Origin of the sequence: Halomonas sp. PAMB 3264, assembly GCF_031954245.1 — a bacterium.
In the GTDB taxonomy this organism is placed as follows: Bacteria; Pseudomonadota; Gammaproteobacteria; order Pseudomonadales; family Halomonadaceae; genus Vreelandella.
The window spans coordinates 1,528,749-1,548,037 of the sequence record NZ_CP134866.1 but is presented as its reverse complement, the minus strand read 5'-3'; the positions used below and the strand labels follow the sequence as shown (position 1 = coordinate 1,548,037).

The 19,289-nt window shown below is 63.2% G+C and carries 16 protein-coding genes and 1 riboswitch; of the genes, 14 read left to right on the top strand and 2 right to left on the bottom strand.

All coding sequences use genetic code 11. From position 1 onward, the window contains the following. Positions 1-17: 17 nt before the first annotated feature. From epmB to atzF, 8 genes are all read left to right on the top strand, one after another. On the top strand, positions 18-1,037 hold the full coding sequence (gene epmB, locus RN347_RS06830) for an EF-P beta-lysylation protein EpmB (RefSeq protein WP_311960654.1): 1,020 nt from the start codon (positions 18-20) through the stop codon (positions 1,035-1,037). Between the two features lie 216 nt (positions 1,038-1,253). Beyond that, positions 1,254-1,370, top strand: a riboswitch (guanidine-I (ykkC/yxkD leader). A gap of 126 nt (positions 1,371-1,496) precedes the next feature. Next, entirely contained in the window at positions 1,497-2,546 is a 1,050-nt protein-coding gene (locus RN347_RS06825) for a putative urea ABC transporter substrate-binding protein (RefSeq protein ID WP_263584364.1), read from the top strand. Positions 2,547-2,623: 77 nt separating this feature from the next. Then, positions 2,624-3,451: an ABC transporter permease gene (locus tag RN347_RS06820; RefSeq protein WP_263584365.1), complete on the top strand. Its 828-nt coding sequence runs from the start codon at positions 2,624-2,626 to the stop codon at positions 3,449-3,451. Continuing rightward, the gene (locus tag RN347_RS06815) at positions 3,448-4,242 is read left to right on the top strand and encodes an ABC transporter ATP-binding protein (protein ID WP_263584366.1); all 795 of its coding nucleotides are present in this window, start codon (positions 3,448-3,450) and stop codon (positions 4,240-4,242) included. The genes RN347_RS06820 and RN347_RS06815 overlap by 4 nt, the downstream gene beginning before the upstream one ends. Then, on the top strand, positions 4,239-4,961 hold the full coding sequence (locus tag RN347_RS06810; protein ID WP_311960653.1) for an urea amidolyase associated protein UAAP1: 723 nt from the start codon (positions 4,239-4,241) through the stop codon (positions 4,959-4,961). Before RN347_RS06815 ends, RN347_RS06810 begins: the two co-directional genes overlap by 4 nt. 10 nt (positions 4,962-4,971) lie before the next feature. Beyond that, complete coding sequence (locus RN347_RS06805; RefSeq protein ID WP_263584368.1) at positions 4,972-5,613, top strand: urea amidolyase associated protein UAAP2; 642 nt, start codon at positions 4,972-4,974, stop codon at positions 5,611-5,613. A gap of 77 nt (positions 5,614-5,690) precedes the next feature. Beyond that, complete coding sequence (gene uca / locus RN347_RS06800) at positions 5,691-9,314, top strand: urea carboxylase (protein WP_311960652.1); 3,624 nt, start codon at positions 5,691-5,693, stop codon at positions 9,312-9,314. 55 nt (positions 9,315-9,369) lie between these two features. Continuing rightward, positions 9,370-11,190, top strand: coding sequence for an allophanate hydrolase (atzF, locus tag RN347_RS06795; protein ID WP_311960651.1), 1,821 nt, complete (start codon positions 9,370-9,372; stop codon positions 11,188-11,190). A 109-nt stretch (positions 11,191-11,299) separates the two neighbouring features. On the opposite strand, the gene RN347_RS06790 is transcribed toward atzF, so the two are convergent. Further along, the gene (locus tag RN347_RS06790) at positions 11,300-12,331 is read right to left on the bottom strand and encodes a LacI family DNA-binding transcriptional regulator (RefSeq protein WP_311960650.1); all 1,032 of its coding nucleotides are present in this window, start codon (positions 12,329-12,331) and stop codon (positions 11,300-11,302) included. Positions 12,332-12,439: 108 nt separating this feature from the next. Here RN347_RS06790 and RN347_RS06785 point away from each other — a divergent pair, with 108 nt between their 5' ends. The 6 genes from RN347_RS06785 to RN347_RS06760 are packed head-to-tail and all read left to right on the top strand — an operon-like array spanning position 12,440 to position 18,231. Continuing rightward, on the top strand, positions 12,440-13,444 hold the full coding sequence (locus RN347_RS06785; RefSeq protein ID WP_311960649.1) for a TRAP transporter substrate-binding protein: 1,005 nt from the start codon (positions 12,440-12,442) through the stop codon (positions 13,442-13,444). Between the two features lie 3 nt (positions 13,445-13,447). Continuing rightward, positions 13,448-13,948: a TRAP transporter small permease gene (locus RN347_RS06780; RefSeq protein ID WP_263584373.1), complete on the top strand. Its 501-nt coding sequence runs from the start codon at positions 13,448-13,450 to the stop codon at positions 13,946-13,948. After that, on the top strand, positions 13,939-15,213 hold the full coding sequence (locus RN347_RS06775) for a TRAP transporter large permease (protein ID WP_311960648.1): 1,275 nt from the start codon (positions 13,939-13,941) through the stop codon (positions 15,211-15,213). The genes RN347_RS06780 and RN347_RS06775 overlap by 10 nt, the downstream gene beginning before the upstream one ends. An 8-nt stretch (positions 15,214-15,221) precedes the next feature. After that, positions 15,222-15,767 (top strand): VOC family protein, encoded by a 546-nt coding sequence (locus RN347_RS06770; protein WP_311960647.1) that lies wholly within the window; start codon positions 15,222-15,224, stop codon positions 15,765-15,767. Next, positions 15,764-17,011 carry a RuBisCO large subunit C-terminal-like domain-containing protein gene (locus RN347_RS06765; RefSeq protein ID WP_311960646.1) on the top strand — a complete coding sequence of 416 codons (1,248 nt, stop codon included), beginning with the start codon at positions 15,764-15,766 and terminating at the stop codon, positions 17,009-17,011. Before RN347_RS06770 ends, RN347_RS06765 begins: the two co-directional genes overlap by 4 nt. 2 nt (positions 17,012-17,013) lie before the next feature. Beyond that, a complete protein-coding gene (locus tag RN347_RS06760) occupies positions 17,014-18,231 on the top strand; it encodes a four-carbon acid sugar kinase family protein (RefSeq protein WP_311960645.1) in 1,218 nt (405 codons plus the stop codon). Here RN347_RS06760 and RN347_RS06755 read toward each other — a convergent pair. Next, entirely contained in the window at positions 18,181-19,260 is a 1,080-nt protein-coding gene (locus tag RN347_RS06755) for a hypothetical protein (RefSeq protein ID WP_311960644.1), read from the bottom strand. The genes RN347_RS06760 and RN347_RS06755 overlap by 51 nt on opposite strands. Positions 19,261-19,289: the final 29 nt, after the last annotated feature.

Sequence of the window (19,289 nt, the reverse complement as noted above, 5' to 3'; positions counted from 1 at the left end):
CTTTTTTGCAGGAGAACATGAGGATCCCGACCGCCCGCACCGACGACGGCCAGGATAATGCCCGCCCCCTTTGGCAGCGCCAGCTCTCACACGCGATTCGCGACCCCAGGGTTCTGCTCGAGCGCCTGGGGTTGGATGATCGGTGGCTGGCCGGCGCCCGCCAGGGCCACGCGCTGTTCGAGGTGCGCGTGCCCGAGGCGTATCTTTCGCGCATGGCCTATAATGCCCCGGCGGACCCGCTGCTGCGCCAGGTATTGCCACTGGGTGACGAAACGCGAATGTTCGAGGGTTTCGTTCAGGACCCGCTGGAGGAAGCCGAGCACCGCCCCGCCCGCGGCTTGATCCATAAATACCGGGGCCGAGTGCTTTTGATCGCAAGCCCCGCCTGCGCGGTCAACTGCCGCTACTGCTTTCGCCGCCACTTCCCCTACGCCGAGAACTCCCCTTCTCGCGCTCAGTGGCAGGAGGCGCTCGACTACCTGCGCCAGGACGCCAGCATCCATGAGGCGATTCTCTCCGGCGGCGATCCGCTGGCGGCCAGCGACCGTCAGCTCGCCTGGCTTGTCGGCGAGCTCGAGGCGATCCCGCACCTCAAGCGCCTGCGTGTCCACACCCGCCTGCCAGTGGTGATCCCTGACCGCATCGATGACACCCTGCTCGCTTGGCTCTCGACCACGCGCCTGCAAAAAGTGATGGTGCTGCACATCAACCACGCCAACGAGATTGACCAAGCAGTGATCGACGCCTGCAAGCGGCTCACGCGCGCCGGGGTAACGCTTTTGAATCAAAGCGTACTGCTACGCGGCGTCAACGACGATATTCCGGTACTGGCCGCGCTCTCCGAGCGACTGTTCGAGGCAGGCATACTGCCCTACTACCTGCACGTGCTCGACCCGGTGCAAGGCGCGGCGCATTTCGACGTGCCGGACGACGAGGCGCGCGCGCTGGTGGCTCAACTGCGCGCCCACCTACCCGGTTTTTTGATGCCACGGCTCGTTCGCGAGGTGCCAGGTGAAGTGAGCAAGACGCCGCTTTGAGGCGCTTCATGCGCTCTTGACTGCACCAAAACAGCGCCGTCGTTTTTTTTACGCACCAGCAAAGCGCGACCGCGTGGGTAGTGCTTCCAAGGACAAGCGCAACCCTAAACTCAAGCATCTGAATTAAAAGGATTAAAAAAAGGATGGCCGGCATCTTGTATTGAATTTAGCGTTGAATACGGGGTATCGGCAGCCAGCTGCCACACAATCGAGTTTCCAATGGATCGCTAGGGTTCCGGCACCGTCATAGATACGCCCCGACGGTGTGACTGGTCCGAGAGCGATCGACCCTGCAAGCGCAGGGTTACACGGCGGGATAAAAGCCCGGGAGGATAAGGCACAGAAATGCGCCGATGCCCCCGATATTTTATTTAGCCGCTGGAGGCTCTCATGACCCGCTACGTTTCAATCGCCGCCGCTTCTGCTGTAAAAAACCCTTTTCCCATAAAACGTCTGCGCTTGACAGCTTTTCCCTCCGCCGTGCTGGCGACCACACTTGCGCTCTCCACCGTTTCTCCCCCTGCCGCAGCTCAGGAGCGCGATAGCTTCAGCGTCTGCTGGTCGATTTACGCCGGCTGGATGCCTTGGGCCTACGCCGATGTCGAGGGCATCGTCGATAAATGGGCGGATGAATACGGCATTACGATCGATGTCGTCCAGATCAACGACTACGTCGAATCGATCAATCAGTACACCTCGGGCAATGTTGACGGCTGTGCCATGACCAACATGGATGCCCTCACCCTTCCCGCCGCCAGCGGCGTGGACTCCACCGCCCTAATCGTTAACGACTACTCCGACGGCAACGACGGCATCGTGCTCAAGGGCAGCGACAGCCTGGCCGATATCGAGGGCCGCCAGGTTAATCTGGTGCAGTTCAGCGTGTCGCACTACTTCCTCGCCCGGGCGCTCGAAAGTGTAGGCCTGACCGAGCGAGATATCGAAACCGTCAACACCGCCGATGCCGATATCGTCGGCGTCTTCGCCAGCGCGACTACCGAGGCGGTGGTCGCCTGGAACCCGCAGCTCGGCACCATCGCCGACATGAACGATGCCAGCGTGGTGTATACCTCGGCGGAAATTCCCGGTGAGATCCTGGATCTAATGGTGGTCAACACTCAAACGCTTGCCGACAACCCGGCACTCGGCCATGCGCTGGTCGGCGCCTGGTACGAGGTCATGGGGCTCATTGAGCAGGGCGATGAAGCGGCCCTTTCGACGATGGCCGATGCCGCGGGCACCGATCTCGACGGCTACCGCGAACAGCTCGCTGCTACCTACCTCTACACCGACCCCGCCGAGGCGGTCGAGCTGATGGAGAGCCCGGCGCTGTTGGAGAACATGGAGCGGGTCGCCGAGTTCAGTTTCCGCCACGGGCTGCTGGGCGAAATGGCGCCGGACTACGACATCATCGGCATCGAAACTCCCAGCGGCGTCTTCGGCGATGAAAACAACGTGCAACTGCGTTTCGACCCCACCTTCACCCAGGCGTACATGGACGCTCGCTGAGCCGCCCCGACGTGCACCGCCCGGCGGCGGGTTGAAAGCCGCCGCCACTCTGGACTCACCCCTGGACGGACACTGCCATGAAGCGCCTTATCAATTTAACGCCTCCGCGAGGCGGCCGCTGGCTGCTGGGGCTGGTGCCTTTTGCACTGCTCGCCATGCTCTATATCAGCCTGTCGAGCGAGCGCCTGGCGAATAACCCCAATGATCGATTGCTGCCGGCACCCGCCACCATGGCCCAATCCTTCTACCACCTGGCGAGCGCCGAGAACGTCCGCACCGGCGAGATCACGCTCTGGACCGACACCTTTGCAAGCCTCGAGCGACTGCTGATCGGCGTTGGTATCAGTGCGCTGCTGGGCCTTCTAATCGGCATTCTGACCGGCGGGCTGCCGATCCTTCGCGCCAAACTCTCGCCACTAGTCACGGTGCTTTCGCTGATTCCGCCCATGGCGATTTTGCCGATTCTGTTCATCGCCTTCGGGACCGGTGAAGCCTCGAAGATCGCGCTCATCGTGATCGGCGTCACGCCCTTTCTGATTCGCGACCTGCAGGGTCACGCACTGCGCCTGCCCGATGAACAGCTGATCAAGGCCCAAACCCTGGGCGCCAGCTCCTGGCAGGTACTGCTGCGCGTTCTTCTGCCGCAGCTGACACCGCGGCTTCTCAACGCCACGCGCCTGGCGCTCGGCACCGCCTGGCTGTTTCTGATTGCCGCCGAAGCCATCGCCGCGCAGGAAGGGCTGGGCTATCGCATCTTCCTGGTACGCCGCTATCTCTCCATGGACATCATCCTGCCTTATGTCGCCTGGATCACGCTGCTCGCCTTCGTGCTCGACCAGCTGTTGGCATGGACCTCAAGGCTCGTTTTCCCGTGGTACCACGCCGGTGAAGGAGACAAGTCATGAGTCTTTTAACCGCCAAGCGACTGGAAAAACACTATGGGCACCACGTGGTGCTCGAGAACCTCAACTTCGAGGTCGATGAAGGCGAATTCGTCACTCTGGTAGGCGCCTCGGGCTGTGGCAAGACCACCTTTCTCAAGATGCTGCTGGGCACCGAAAATGCCTCGAAGGGCGAGCTTGCCCTCGATGGCTGCCCGATTCCCAACGAGCCTGGCCCGGACCGCGGCGTGGTGTTCCAGAAGTACTCGGTTTTTCCGCATTTGACAGTACTGGGTAACGTCATGATGGCCGAGGAGCTCGAGGCCTCGCCTCTGCTTGGCAAGAGTTTCGGCCGCGCCCGGCGCCGTGCCATCGAAAACGCCCGCGCACGGATCGATGAGGTGGGCTTGAGCCACGCTCTTAACAAGTATCCTCACGAACTCTCCGGCGGCATGCAACAGCGCTTGGCGATCGCCCAGGCACTGATGATGCGCCCGCGCATTCTGCTGCTCGACGAACCCTTCGGTGCGCTCGACCCGGGCATCCGCCAGGACATGCATGCATTGATCACCAAACTCTGGGCGGAGCAGAAACTGACCATTTTCATGATCACCCACGACCTCAAGGAGGCCTTCGAGCTGGGCACGCGGCTCTGGGTCTTCGACAAGACGCGCCACGACCCTCAGGCGCCAGAGGCCTATGGCGCCACCATCACCTACGACCTGCCGATATCGCGCGAGCGCCCGGCCACGGCCCTTACCGAGGCACTGACGCGAGGTGGCGTGAAAACCCATATCGAGGAGACTCTATTATGACAAGCGACCCCGCCTACACCACCCATCTGCCCGGCGGGCATCACTGGTCGCTGCGTGTGCGCCGCTACACGACGCTGACGCTGACCGCCCGCGACGCCGACACGAACGTGGGCCTGCTGTGCTACAACCCGGAAAACCTGCTGGAACGGCTGAACCTGCCGGACACCCTGAAGTGCCAGCACACCTTCAAGCTGACCGAGGGCCACTGCCTTTACTCCGACATGGGCCGCATCTTCGCCTCTATCACGAAAGACGAGCTGGGCTGGCATGACAGCGTCGGCGGCAACCTGATGGCGCAACACCTGAAGGCCAAGGGCTGGGCACACCAAAGTTACCAGAAGGCGCGCAATCAGTGGACTCGTACAGGTGTGGATGCCTTTCTCGTCGAGCTTGCCAAGTACGGGCTGGGCCGGCGCGACATGGCGGCCAACCTAAACCTCTTCTCGCGGGTGGAAAGCGACAACGAAGGCCGGCTCCGCTACGTGTCCGGCCACTGCCAGCCCGGCAGCCGCGTGACGCTGCGCTTTGAGATGGATACCCTCGTGCTGCTGCACACCTGCCCGCACCCGCTCGACCCGGCAAAGGAGTACCCGCATCGCGGCGTCGATATCGCGCTCGATACCGCCGCCGCGCCGACGATCGACGACCCGTGCTTCCAGTCACGCCCGGAAAACGCTCGAGGGTTCGCCAACAACCGTCTTTATCATCTCGGCCTATAAGGAGAGCGCCATGATCACCGACAGTCCCCTGAATCCAGACACTGCGCTCAGCCGCACTCGGATCGACGCCGGCGACCACTACATCGGCACCGTCAAGCGCGGCCAGACCCTGCGCATTCTGGATCTCGAAGGCAACCAAGCCGCCGACACGCTCTTTTTCAGCGCCGAGGACAGCGCAGAGCGCTACAGCGCGATGGACACCGTGCGTGAACAGCAGGCGGTCTATCTCACCACCGGCTCGCGTCTGATCTCAAGCGAGGGCCGCGTGATGCTGACCATCACCGCCGACACTTGCGGTCGCCACGACACCCTGGGCGGCGCCTGTTCGAGCGAAAGCAACACGGTGCGCTACGACCTGGAGAAGCGCCATATGCACTCCTGCCGCGATAACTGGATGGAAGCGATCGCCAACTATCCGGAGTTCGGACTCACCAAGCGCGACATCACCCACAACATCAATTTCTTCATGAACGTGCCGGTGACCGCCGACGGTGGGCTGACCTTCGAGGATGGTATTTCCGCTCCGGGCAAGTACGTCGAGATGGTCGCCAATATGGACGTCACCGTACTGGTCTCCAACTGCCCGCAGCTCAACAACCCCTGCAACGGCTACAACCCTACCCCGATCGAACTGATCGTCTGGGAAGACTGACACGCAGCGAGAGGCCCGGGGACGACCCCGGATCGCCTGAACTTACGCGGGACGACCCGCCTTGCTGGTAGGCCGCCATGACACACGCCACCTCTTTCACCAAAGTTTTGATCGCCAACCGCGGCGCCATCGCGACACGGCTTTTGCGCACGCTGCACCGCCTCGGTATCCAGAGCGTCGTCGTATATGCCGACGCCGACCGCGATGCCCCGTACGTCCACCAGGCCGATGAGGCATATTCACTCGGCGAAGGCGGCGCCACCGACACCTACCTCGCTATCGATAAACTGATCGCCATCGCCCGCCAGAGCGGCGCCCAAGCGGTGCACCCGGGCTACGGTTTTTTATCCGAAAATACCCGCTTTATCGAGGCCTGCGACGCTGCAGGCATTACGTTTCTCGGCCCGACCGCCGAGCAGATTCGCCAGTTCGGTTTGAAGCACGAAGCGCGCGCGCTGGCCGAACGCGCCGGCGTACCACTGGTGCCGGGATCAAAGCTTCTGAAAAGTCTCGATGAGGCACACGCCAGCGCCGAGCGTATCGGCTACCCGGTAATGCTCAAATCTACCGCCGGCGGCGGCGGCATCGGCATGCAGGTTTGCCGCGACCCGGCCGAGCTCTCCCGCGCGTTTGAGTCGGTCAAGGGGCTGGGTGAGCGCAACTTCGGCGACGACGGCGTGTTTCTGGAAGCCTATATCGCCAGCGCCCGCCACTTGGAGGTGCAGCTTTTTGGCGATGGCAGGGGTACGGTCATCGCACTCGGCGAGCGCGACTGCTCCACTCAGCGCCGCCATCAGAAGGTAATCGAAGAGTGCCCGGCACCCAACCTGCCCGAGTCTGTGCGTCAGGCGCTGCACGCCACCGCAGTCAAACTGGGCGAAGCCGTCGCCTACCGTAGCGCCGGCACTGTCGAGTTCATCTACGATACCGACCTTGAAGCCTTCTACTTTCTCGAGGTCAACACCCGCCTGCAGGTCGAGCACGGCGTCACCGAGCTGGTGTACGGCGTCGACATCGTAGAGTGGATGGTGCGGCTGGGCGCGGGCGAAGCGCTCGACTTGAAAGCACTGGCCGCCGCGCTCGCCCCTCTCGGCCACGCCATGCAAGTACGCCTCTACGCCGAAGACCCGGCCCACGACTTCCGCCCAAGTGCAGGGCTTCTTACCGAGGTTCACTTCCCAGAGCGCGCCGGGCTCCGGGTCGATCACGCCATCGAATCGGGGCTGGAGGTCTCAGCGCTATTCGATCCGATGCTCGCCAAGGTGATGGTGCACACCGACAGTCGCGAACACGCCATCAAGGAGCTCGCCGCCACCCTCGAAGCATCGTCAGTGTATGGCATCGCTACCAACCGCACTTGGCTCTCTCACGTGCTGCGCGCCGAGCGCTTCAAGACGGCTGCCATCGACACCCACTGGCTGACCACGCTGGACTGGGCGCCGCCGGCCATCGAGGTGCTGGCGCCGGGAACGCTGACCACGATTCAGGACCACCCGGGCCGCCAGGGCCACTGGGACGTGGGCGTGCCACCCTCAGGTCCCTTCGATGACTGGTCGTTTCGCCTGGGCAACCGCCTGCTCGACAACCCAGCCGAAGCCGCCGGGCTCGAGATTACTCTCAACGGCCCGACCCTGCGCTTTCATCGCGCCACGCAAATCGTGCTGGCCGGCGCACCGCTTTCCGCCTCGCTCGACGGCAACCCGGTAGATTTCTGGCAGGTACTGGACGTACCGGCCGGCGCCACCCTGGCCCTTGGCAAGGCCAGTGCCGGCGCACGCGCCTACGTGCTGGTGCGCGGAGGCATCGACTGCCCACGCTATCTGGGCTCGCGCAGCACTTTCACCCTGGGCCAGTTCGGCGGCCACGGCGGGCGGGCACTACGCAGCGGCGACCTGCTGGATCTGCCTGCACTCGAACCCACGTCTCACCAGACGCTGGACCCCGCACTGATACCTGCCATCGACGACCCGGCCAGCGTGGTCGAAATCGCGGTGCTTTACGGCCCCCACGGCGCGCCGGACTTTTTTACCGACCAGGATATCGAGCAGTTCTTCGCTCACGAGTGGGAAGTGCACTACAACTCGAGCCGCACCGGCGTGCGCCTGATTGGCCCGCGTCCGGAGTGGGCGCGTACGGACGGCGGCGAGGCGGGTCTACACCCCTCCAACATTCACGACAACGCCTATGCCTTTGGCACCATCGACTTCACCGGCGACATGCCCGTAATTCTGGGCCCGGATGGCCCATCGCTTGGCGGCTTCGTCTGCCCGGCGACCGTCGTGCGCGCCGAGCGCTGGAAGCTGGGCCAGCTCACCGCCGGAAGCAAGGTACGCTTCGTGCCGGTCACGCTCGAAAGCGCCCGCGCACTCGATGAACGCCAGTGCGAGCAGCTCGCCTCGCTCAGCGCCGCCGGCCAGATCGATATCGAGCGCGACGCCTCGAGCCCGATCCTGCGCGAGGTTGGCGCCGAGCAGGCCGGCGAGCGCATCGTCTACCGTCGCGCGGGAGATGACTTCCTGCTGATCGAGTTTGGCCCCATGACGCTGGACATCGCCCTGCGCTTTCGCGCCCATGCCTGGATGCTCTGGCTGCGCGAACATACCCTGCCCGGACTCATGGAGCTGACGCCCGGCATCCGCTCGCTGCAGGTTCACTACGATCCAAATACCCTGAGCCTTGCAGCGCTACTTGCGCACCTGGCCCGCGCCGAGCACGAACTTGCCGACATCGAATCGCTCGAGGTCGAATCCCGCGTGGTGCATCTGCCGCTCTCCTGGGACGACCCGGCCTGCCAAGAGGCGATCGACAAGTATCAGCGCAGCGTGCGCCCTGACGCACCCTGGTGTCCGAGTAACCTGGATTTCATCCGCCGCATCAACGCGCTCGACAGCGAGCAGCAGGTGCGCGACATCGTCTTCAACGCCCGCTATCTGGTCATGGGGCTGGGGGATGTCTATCTGGGCGCGCCGGTCGCCACGCCGCTCGACCCGCGCCAGCGTCTGGTAACCACCAAGTACAACCCGGCGCGCACCTGGACGGCGGAAAACTCCGTCGGCATCGGCGGCGCCTATCTATGCGTCTACGGCATGGAAGGGCCCGGGGGCTATCAGTTCGTCGGCCGAACGCTTCAGATGTGGAATCGTTACCGCACGACCGAGCACTTTACGAACCCGTGGCTGCTGCGCTTTTTTGATCAGTTGAGCTTTTACGACGTTAGCCATGACGAACTGATGCAAATTCGTCGCGATTTCCCCCATGGCCGCTTTGATCTTTCCATCGAAACCACTCGCTTTCGCTTGGCCGACTACCAGGCCGAAATCGAAAAGAACGTCGAGGCCATCGAGGCGTTTCGCCGCAAGCGCGACGAAGCGTTCCAGGCCGAAATGGCCGCCTGGCGCGCCAACGGACAGTTCACCTTCGAGGATCAGGTGCCCGCCAGCGCCGAGGTGGGAGCGCTCGATGAAAATGAGCGGGGCGTCGAAAGCCCGGTGACGGGCAGCCTATGGAGACTGCTGGTGAAACAGGGCGACCTGGTGGAAGCGGGCCAGCCCGTGGCACTGGTCGAATCCATGAAGATGGAAGTAGAGATCAGCGCTCAAAGCGCCGGACGCGTGGCTCGCTTACCCCTGGCCGAAGGAGGCGCGGTGGCGCCGGGCCAGCCGTTGATCGTTCTCGAGGACCCGGTGGATGTCGACTCATAAGCGTTACGCATGCAACACCGCCTCGACACCCACTCCATCACCCAAGGAGCCGCTCATGACCGCCTTGCGCCCGCTGGACATCAAAAGTCTTCATCAAGCCTATTCAAGCGGTGAGCTGACGCCTGCCAGCTTGATCGACGAGTTGTTGGACCAGGCTGAACGTCTCGGTCCAAATTCCGCCTGGATCACTCGCCTAACCCGCGAGCAGTTAACGCCCTACCTTCAGAAGCTAGAGGAAGAGTCTCCCGCTACGTTGCCGCTTTACGGCGTTCCGTTTGCCATCAAGGATAATATCGATCTGGCGGGCGTACCCACTACGGCGGGAAGCCCTGCCTACGCCTACACGCCTGACGAGCACGCCTTCGTGGTCCAACAGTTGATCGATGCCGGGGCCCTTCCCCTGGGCAAGACCAACCTGGACCAGTTTGCCACAGGGCTGGTGGGTGAACGGGCGCTGGATGTGTACGGCACACCGGCCAACGCCTTCGACCCGACATTCATTCCCGGTGGCTCCAGTAGTGGTTCGGCGGTGGTGACCGCGGCGGGTATGGTGAGCTTTGCGCTGGGCACCGATACCGCGGGCTCGGGGCGCGTGCCCGCCTGTTTCAACAACCTTTACGGCGTCAAGCCGAGCCTTGGGCTTCTGAGCACCCGCGGCGTCGTCCCTGCCTGCGCCACGCTCGATACCATTAGCCTGTTTACCCTGACCTGCGACGACGCCGCCGCTCTGCTGGCGCTAACTGCGGTGTACGACGAGCAGTGCGCTTGGTCGCGTCGCTTCGATTTCGCCGTGCAGGGCCAACGCTACGGTCAGCCGCCTGCGGCGTTTCGTTTCGGGGTGCCGCTAGAATCACAGTGGCAGACCGATGCGGCCTATACCCAAGGCATGCACCAGGCGATTACAAAGCTTGAAGCGCTGGGCGGTGAAAAGGTCGAGCTCGACTGTACTCCGCTTCTGGCCGCTGCCCGCCTACTCTACGAAGGACCTTGGGTCGCCGAGCGCTACCATGTGATCCAAAAGCTCATGGCCGAAAGCCCAAAGGCCGTGCATCCAGTGACGTTTCAGATCACCCAGGGCGGAGCAACGCCGCTGGCGGTGGACGCCTTCGATGCTCGCTACAAGCTCGCCGAATACAAACGTCAGGCCGATGCGTTGATCCAGCAAGTAGACGTCATGCTCTCACCGACGACCGTCACGCATCCGAGTAAGGCCGAGGTCGCCAAGGATCCGATCGGCGCCAATTCGCGCCTGGGTATTTGGACCAACTTCATGAATCTTCTGGACTACAGCGCGCTGGCCGTGCCGATCGGTTTTACCGAGCGCGAGTTGCCGGTAGGCGTGACGCTCTTCGGTCCGGCCTTCGCCGACCTGCAGCTTTTGTCGCTGGCGCGCGCACTCGAGGCGCGCTCTCGGCTTCCGCTGGGCGCCAGCGGAATCGAGAGACCCGCCATCGAGCCACTGGCGACACCGGCTCAAAACGGCACCATGGAGATCGTGGTCTGCGGCGCGCACCTGGAAGGGCTGCCGCTCAATCATCAGTTGACCGAGCGCGGCGGTATCAAGGTGGAGAGCACCCAAAGCGCACCGCGTTACAAGCTCTATGCCCTTGCCGGCGGGCCACCCGCGCGCCCGGCGATGGTGCGCGATGAGCAGGGCCAAGCGATCGAGGTGGAAGTATGGCGCCTGCCCATCGATACCGTAGGCAGTTTCCTGGCGGGCATCCCCGTCCCGCTGGGCCTTGGCCAGGTCGAGCTCGCGGACGGAAGCTGGAAGTGCGGCTTCATCTGCAGCGCCGGCGCGCTCAACGAGCCCGGCCCCGCCAGGGACGTGAGTGATTACGGCGGCTGGCGGGGGTGGTTGAAGCAAGCGAAATAAACACTGGATACAGTTGCAGCGATACCTTTTCACTGTCCCTTTCACTGTATAACGAGCCTTTCTAACCTACCGGTAAGCGACTGTAGTGGAGTCATGGGCTGCTTACCGGCTAGCGCACGGCGGGCAAATTCTCCGAAAAATAGATTTCCATGGCCACGGTGCCGGTGGTTTCAGCCATTTCGCCGCTGGCGATCTCCATCGCGCGGGCGTAGATGGCGCTGGGGCTTTGGGTGATGACCATGTCCATTGTCCCGTCCACCAGCATGGTGCGCGTATCCGGCGTGAGCCCGTGGCCCATGAAGCAGACCGCCTTGTCTCGTCTCGATTCTCGCAGGGCGCGGCCGATACCGTCGGAGGAGCCGCCCACGTTGTAGATACCCACGATATCCGAATGCCTGGCCAACAGGCGGCTTGCGTTAACGTAGTTTTCATCCCGATTGTCGTGGCCTTCCTGGGGGCCGATCACCGTCAGGTGGGGAAAGCTCTCTTCGATCAGCGCCAGAAAGCCCATTTCGCGCTCCATGTGAGCGCGGTAGGCACGGCTTGCGGCCACCAGCGCCACCTTTCCCGAGGCGGCGCGGCAAAAACGCCCCATCACTTTGGCGGCCGTGCGCCCGGCGGCGAAGTTATCGATGCCGATGTAGGCGTTTCGACTCGAGGTAGGCAAGTCGGAAATGATGGTCACTACCCGCTTACCAAGACTGGTCAACTCGTCGATCACCTGGCGCACTCTGGGGTGTTCAATGGCCATGAAAACCACCACATCCGAGGGTTTTCCGTAGCGGCGCAGTGCCTGCACCAGCGCTTCGGGATCGAAGCTTTCGATGAAGTGGCTGCTGACTTTCAACGGTTCGACGGAGAGCTTGGCCATTTCGCGAACGTAGCGGTTGAGCCCAGTAAGATAGGGGTTGCTGCCCTGAGGCAATAGAAATACCACCTTGGCGAAAGTGGGTCCGAGCCGCCGGTTCATGTCCGCTGCGTCCAGATAGCCCACCTCGACGGCGGCCTTGAGTACTCGGGTCAGCGTCACCTTTCGCACGCCAGGGCGACGATTGAGCACGCGATCCACGGTCGCCGTCGACACCCCGGCGGCAGAGGCGATATCAGGAATCAGCGGGCGTTTTACATCAAAAACCATCATGAATTCCTCATTGCCCAAGCACCCCGAGCTGCCCTAGCCTCAAACCTGCGGGTGGGTGAAAAACGCCTGACTGCAAAACAATAAAAAACCATCAGCAGGAGAATAACAATGCTAGCCAAACTGGTACGCACTAGCCATCTCACGTTACTGGCCGGCGCTCTCGGATTGAGCGTTGCCACTGCCTCGGCTCAGGAAGTCACGCTGCGCTACGGGCACATGCACACGCCCACCTCCATCGCCGGCATGCAGGCCGAATGGCTGGCAGAGGCCATCGAGGAGAAAACAGGCGGCGAGGTGAGCGTCGAAATGTACCCGAACTCCCAGCTTGGTCGGCTTCAAGAGCTTGCCGAGGCGGTCTCGACGGGGTCAATTGCGCTCTCCCATAACACCGCCGGCGCTATTGGCTCGCTCTATGCCCCCTTCGCCGCCTTTGATACACCCTACCTTTATCGTGATGTCGATCACCTGATGGCGGTGATGGATGTCGACTCGCCGGTCATGAGCGAGCTCAACGAGGAGCTCGCCGCGGCCTCCGGCGTGCGCCTTCTTTACGCCTTCTATTTCGGCACCCGTCACCTGACGGCGAATCAGGAAATTCTGACGTCCGAGGATCTCGACGGCGTCAAGATTCGCTCGATCCCCTTCCCCATCTATATGGCCACCGTCGAAGGCATGGGTGCCATTCCGGTGCCCGTCGACTGGTCGGAAGTGCCCACTGCGCTTGCCACCGGCGTGGTCGAGGGGCAGGAGAATCCGGTCAACGTCGTGGTCACCGCCAAGCTCAACGAAGTGCAGAGTCATCTGATGCTGACCGGCCACATCAGCGCCGCCCAAGTCGTCGTGATCAGTGACGATACCTGGCAGTCGCTGTCGCCGGAAAACCAGGCGGCGATCGCCGAAGCCGCTCAGGAAGTACGCCAGCGCGCCACCGACGCCATGCTGGAGGCCGAAGCCAGTGACCTTGCAACGCTTGCCGAGGCGGGCATGCAGATCGTCGGGCCGGAGCAGGGGCTTGACGTAGAGGCCTTTAAAAGCCGCGTTCAAGCGCGCATTGCCGAAGAGTTTGACGAGCAGTACGGCGATCTCTACCAGCTGATTCGCGAAACGCGCTAAGCCATGAGCACCGAAAACACTCTATCGACGCGAAGCCTTGGCCGGCTGACCGAGCTCTGTCTGGGGATCGCGATGACGCTACTCGTCATCATCACAGTACTGGTAGTCGCCCAGGTCATTGCTCGCAACCTGTTCAACACGGGACTTCCCTGGGCGGACGAGGCGGCGCGCTTTGCGGGCATCTCGATGGTGTATCTGGCCACACCTTACTTGCTCTTTCACGGCCAGCACGTGGCGGTAACGATGCTGGCGGACGCCCTGTCGGGGGTAAAACGCAGGTTATGCCTGGCATTAGGTGAACTTGCCACCCTCGGCTTCTGCGCGCTGACGCTCTACGGCTTCTACCGGTTTTTGCTACGCGCCGGGCGCTTCGCCTCACCGGCGCTGAGCATTCCAAACCTGTGGCTCTACATGCCGGCGCTGGTCAGCATCGCACTGCTGGCAGTGGTCTCGCTTCATCGCCTTTCGCGGCTGGCTCACCGGGAGACACCCTCATGTCCCTGACGCTACTGCTGATCTTTGCAGCCAGCCTGCTGTTCGGCGCGCCGGTGGCAGTCAGCCTGGGGCTCTCCGCCGGCGCGGTCATTTTTCTCTATGACCTGCCGTTCACGGTGATGGCTCAGCGAGCGATCAATACCCTGGACAGCACGCCGCTTCTGGCGGTACCGCTATTCATACTTGCAGCGTCTCTATTGGGCGCGACCGGCGTCACTACGCATCTATTCGAGCTGATGCGCATGGTGGTCGGGCGCATTCGCGGCGGAATGGCCCACGTCAACGTGCTCACCAGCCTGATCTTTTCCGGCATGTCCGGCGCGGCGCTGGCGGACATCGGCGCGCTTGGCGGCATCCAGATTCGCCAGATGGAGCAACAGGGCTATACCAAACGGTTCGCTGCGGGCCTGACCATCGCCGCGGCGACGATTGGCCCGATCTTTCCACCCTCGATACCGCTGATCATCTTCGCAACGGCAGCGGAGGTATCGACCATTCGGGCGCTGCTGGCCGGGGTGCTTCCGGCCATTGTCGTGGCGATCGCGCTGATGGTGCAGATCGGCCTCATGGCAAGGCACTACAAGCTCCCCCGGGACGACGTGCAGCCGAGTCTCGAGGCGCTGGGTAGAAAAACGCTGATTTCGCTGCCTGCGCTTCTGGCACCGGTGCTGCTGGTGGGCGGCATGATCAGCGGCTACTTCGGGCCAACGGAAGCGGCGGGAGTCACGACGGCCTATGCCCTGCTGATCGGCGTGCTCGTCTACCGCTCGTTAAGTGTGCGCTCGTTTCTGGAATGTACCCGTGAAACCGTGCTGTCGACGGCGAACGTGCTGTTCGTGGTGGCCTCGGCGGCGCTGTTTGCCTGGGTGCTGACCATGGACCGCATCCCGGCCCTGGCCGGCGAGTGGCTTTTGAACGTATCGGATAACCCGCTCGTCTTGCTGCTGCTATTGAATCTTCTACTGCTGGTCGTGGGCATGTTTCTGGAGGCGATCGTGGCCATATTGATCATCGCACCGATCGTCACCCCGGCACTTTTGCAGGCGGGGGTGGCGCCAGAGCAGCTTGGGGTGGTGTTCGTGCTCAACCTGATGCTCGGACTCTTGACGCCGCCGGTGGGCATGAGCCTCTACATGGTGTCGATCATCACCAAAATGCCGCTTTCGGAGATCATTCGCGGCGTGGCCCCCTTTTATCTCTCACTTTTCGCAGCCCTGGCGCTGGTCACTCTGGTGCCCGCCCTGTCCACCTGGTTGCCCAACCTTGTCATGTAGGAAACGTCATGAGCCAATATCTTGGAGCGCTTCGCCAACTGGGTTACGTGGTCACCGATATCGAAAAAGCCATGGCCTACTGGACCGATGTGATGGGCGTGGGGCCCTTCTTCTACAACCCTCGCGTGCCCATCGAAAACTATCTCTACGAAGGAGAACATTACGAGGTGCACAACTCGGTGGCGTTGGCCAACGCCGGCTTCATTCAGGTAGAGCTGATCCAGGCGCGCAACGATGCCCCCTCGATGTACCGCGATTTTCTTGAAGCGGGTAACACGGGCCTGCAGCACGTTGCGTTCTGGACCGAAACCTTTGATGCGGATCTGGCCGCCATGCAGGCTCGCGGCTATCGCGTCAAGATGAGCGGCGAAGTGGGCCGTAACGGCCGTTTCGTCTATTTCGACCGCGAGTACCACCCGGGCACCGTCATCGAGCTTTCCGAAGTGCTCGGCCCCAAGGGACGGATGTTCGAGATGATTCGTGAGGCGTCAGAAAACTGGGACGGTAGCGACCCAATACGTCCTTTCCCCGATCTTTCGGAGCCCCGGAAATGATTCGCGCCACCTATCATCTGGAAACGCCCCTCGACCCGCACCAGGTGGCAGACATGATGGCCGGCGAACAGAGCTGCGCCACTTTCGTCAGGCTCGAGAGCGAAACCGACGCCCTACGTGAACGCTTCCGGGCGCGCGTGACGAGGCTCGAAGTGCTCGAGGAACGGGAGGCGCCCACGCTTTACAGCGCCTATCTGGCGCGCAAAAACGTGCGCGGCCCCTGGAAGAAGGTAGCGGTCGACATCGAGTACCCCGAGGACAACGTCGGGGTGAACCTGCCGACCCTGGCGGCAACGGTGGCCGGCAATCTGTTCGATCTGGGCGAGCTGACCGGGCTTCGTCTGATGGCGATTGCGCTCACCCCTGAGTACCGCGACCGCTACCCGCGGCCGGTGCTGGGGGTGGCGGGTACTCGCGAGGCCGTGGGGGCGTTCGAGCGCCCGCTCTTTGGCACCATCCTCAAGCCCAATATCGGCATGACCCCGGAGGAGACCGCCGATCTGGTCGAGCGGCTTTGCGAAGCGGGGGTGGATTTCATCAAGGATGACGAAATCGCCGGCAATCTTCCTCACGCCCCGGTCGAGGCGCGGGTTAGCGCGGTGATGCCGCGCCTCAAACGCTACCAGGAGCGCAGCGGGCGCAACGTCATGGTGGCGTTCAACATCACCGACGAGCTAGACGCCATGCGCCGCCACGCCGACCACGTCCAAAGAGAGGGCGGCCACTGCGTGATGGCGAGCCTCAACTGGTGCGGGCTCTCGGCGATGCAGACCCTGCGCGCCTCGACGGAGCTCGCCATTCACGGCCACCGCAACGGTTTCGGCGCTTTCGCCCGCCACCCGGCGCTGGGCATCGACTTCAACGCCTACCAGACGCTTTACCGCCTGACCGGGATCGATCACATGCACGTGCACGGCATGAACGGCAAGTTCGCCGACGCCACCGAGGAGGTAGCCCAAGCGGCCAAACTGTCGCTCATGCCTCTCGGTGCCACCGACGATCGCGTGATGCCGGTGTTCTCCTCGGGCCAGTGGGCGGGCACGCTGCCCTTCACCGTCGACAAGACCCAAAGTGCCGACTTCATGTTTCTTGCCGGTGGCGGCATTCTAGCCCACCCCGGCGGTGCGGCGGCGGGAGTCGCAAGCCTTAAAGAAGCCTGGCAGAGCATCGAGGCCGGTGAGCCGCTGTCCTACACTCACCGTCCGGCGCTGGCCGAGGCGCTCGACTTTTTCGGCAGCCGCTAGCCATGCGCTACGTCTTCATCGCCGATGACTTTACCGGCGCCTCGGATACGCTGGCCACTCTGTGCCGCGCGGGGCTGCGAGCACGGCTCTATCTCGCCCCCCCCACAGTGGACGAGGTGGCCGACCTGGACGCCTTCGGCATCGCCACCTCGGCACGCAGCATGGATCAATCGCGCCTTGCCCAAAAGATGCGCCGTTTGGGCGAACAGCTGCGTCCTCACCGCCCGGATATTCTTCATCTGAAGGTGTGCTCCACCTTCGACAGCAGCGAAACGACCGGCAACATCGCCGTTGCGATCAGAGTGCTGAGCGCCGAGCTCAAGCCCGCGACGACGCTGATCATCGGCGGCCAGCCGAGCCTGGGACGCTATTGCGTCTTCGGGACTCTTTTCGCCAGGGCAAGCGACGGCCACACCTACCGCATCGACCGTCACCCGGTCATGCACCGCCATCCGGTCACGCCCATGAACGAGGCGGACCTGCGCCGTCATTTCGACGCCATGGGGCTTGCAAATGTCACGCTGCTCGATCGCGCGAGCCTTGAAAGCGATCAGGCGCTGCCCGCCGGCCCACTTCTTTGCGACGCTCTGGAGCAGCGGGATCTCGAGCGGATCGGCCAACGTTTTAGCTCCGAGCCCATGCCCCAGCTCTGGGTCGGGGCAAGTAGCGTCGCCCAGGCGTTGTACCCCGAGCAACGGACGCTGCCTTCCCCCACCCAGCTGCCCGGCCCGCTGCTCGTATTTGCCGGCAGCCGCTCCGCCGTGACCGCCGAGCAGGTCGCCGCCGTTCGGCAGTTTGAATGCCTTTCGATTTCGACGCGCAGCCTGGCAGATAATGAAAAGCCCGATCGCGAACGCATCGCGCGCCGTTTGCAGGAAGGCCAAAGCGTGCTGGTCGCCCTGGACGCCGACACCACCCACGCCATGAGCCCGCTTGAGGTAGCAAAGCGCTGCGCCGAACTGATCGCCTCGCTGGTGGCGGCCACGCCGGTCGGCACGCTGCTGATTGCCGGGGGCGATACCTCGAGTTTGGCGCTTCGCCAGATAGCGCCGAAAAGCATCGATTATCTCGGCCCTTTCGATACCGGCGTTCCCATCTGCGTGGCGAACCTGGCGGACGGGCGTACGCTTCCCGTCATCATGAAAGGCGGCCAGATGGGCGCGGTGAAGCTATTTGATCGGGCGTTTCGAATGACGCATCAGCAGGGCGAGGCTCCATAAAAGCGGCGCCAGCACCCACCGCCACACAAACCGCACCGCGATCAATAAAGGCAGCAGCACGACCAGCCAGATCGCGAACTGTCCAAGCCAGGCGGGCAGGCCCAGCCATTTCGCCAGGTTGGCGCCCAGCGCGCTGACCAGCGACGGGTGGCGGATCACCACCACGGCGGTGGCGGTGAAGGCAGCTACTTTCGCCACTCGTGGGAGCGTGGCAAAGCGGGCGGTGCCGGCAAACGCGCCGGAGCGCGCGCCCACTTGGGCGCCGCGGGCTTCCACGCTGCCTACCCGGGCACCGCGGGCCAAGCGACCGGCGCGCAGCACCTTCACCGTGCTCGCCATCAGCAAGAGATCGACCCCGGCCCAGCCGACGTCCGCCGCGCCGATCGCCTCATCGCGGCGCCACTGCCCTTCCAGCCCGCGCACGCCGCCAGTGAAGAAGTCCCCCACTCCGGTGACGATACGCTCGCCTTGCAGCCAGTGGATGTCACCGCTCGAGTCCACCGCGAACTGGTTCAACAGCGCGTGGCCATCTTCACCAAGTAGCGCAATGCCCATCAGTCCGCGCTGATCCGCGCTCCACTCGGCGGTCTCGACCGGCGTGTCATCGGCTTCGTTCCACCAGCGGCTCGCCTCGCGGTAGCGCTCGCCCAGCCAGTGCCGGGCTTTGAGCGTTGCGACATCGTGTTCGCGATAGTAGGCAATCGGCAACAGCGCCTGCGCCCCGAAACGTGCCAGCACGTCCTGAAAAGCGGGAAGATAGGCATAGGCGAGCAGCGCCTCACGGGCGGCGGAGCCAAAACGCTCCAGCGCCAGGTGCGCGTTCATCCAGAGCGCGGGGGTGTCGGCGTAGTGCAGAAACACCGCGTTGATCTCGGCGCTCTCCTGGACGAGTGACGAGTCGATCGAGGGCAGCGCGCGCTGCGCCTCCAGCCGTACCAGGCGCGGTTCGAAGGCCTCACTCGAGGCCAGCGCGGTCAGAAACCCGGCAAGCCCCACGGCCAGTGCAAGAGTGATGCGTGCCGGGTTCATGGGCGCTCCTCCAGGGTGGCCAAAGCGCC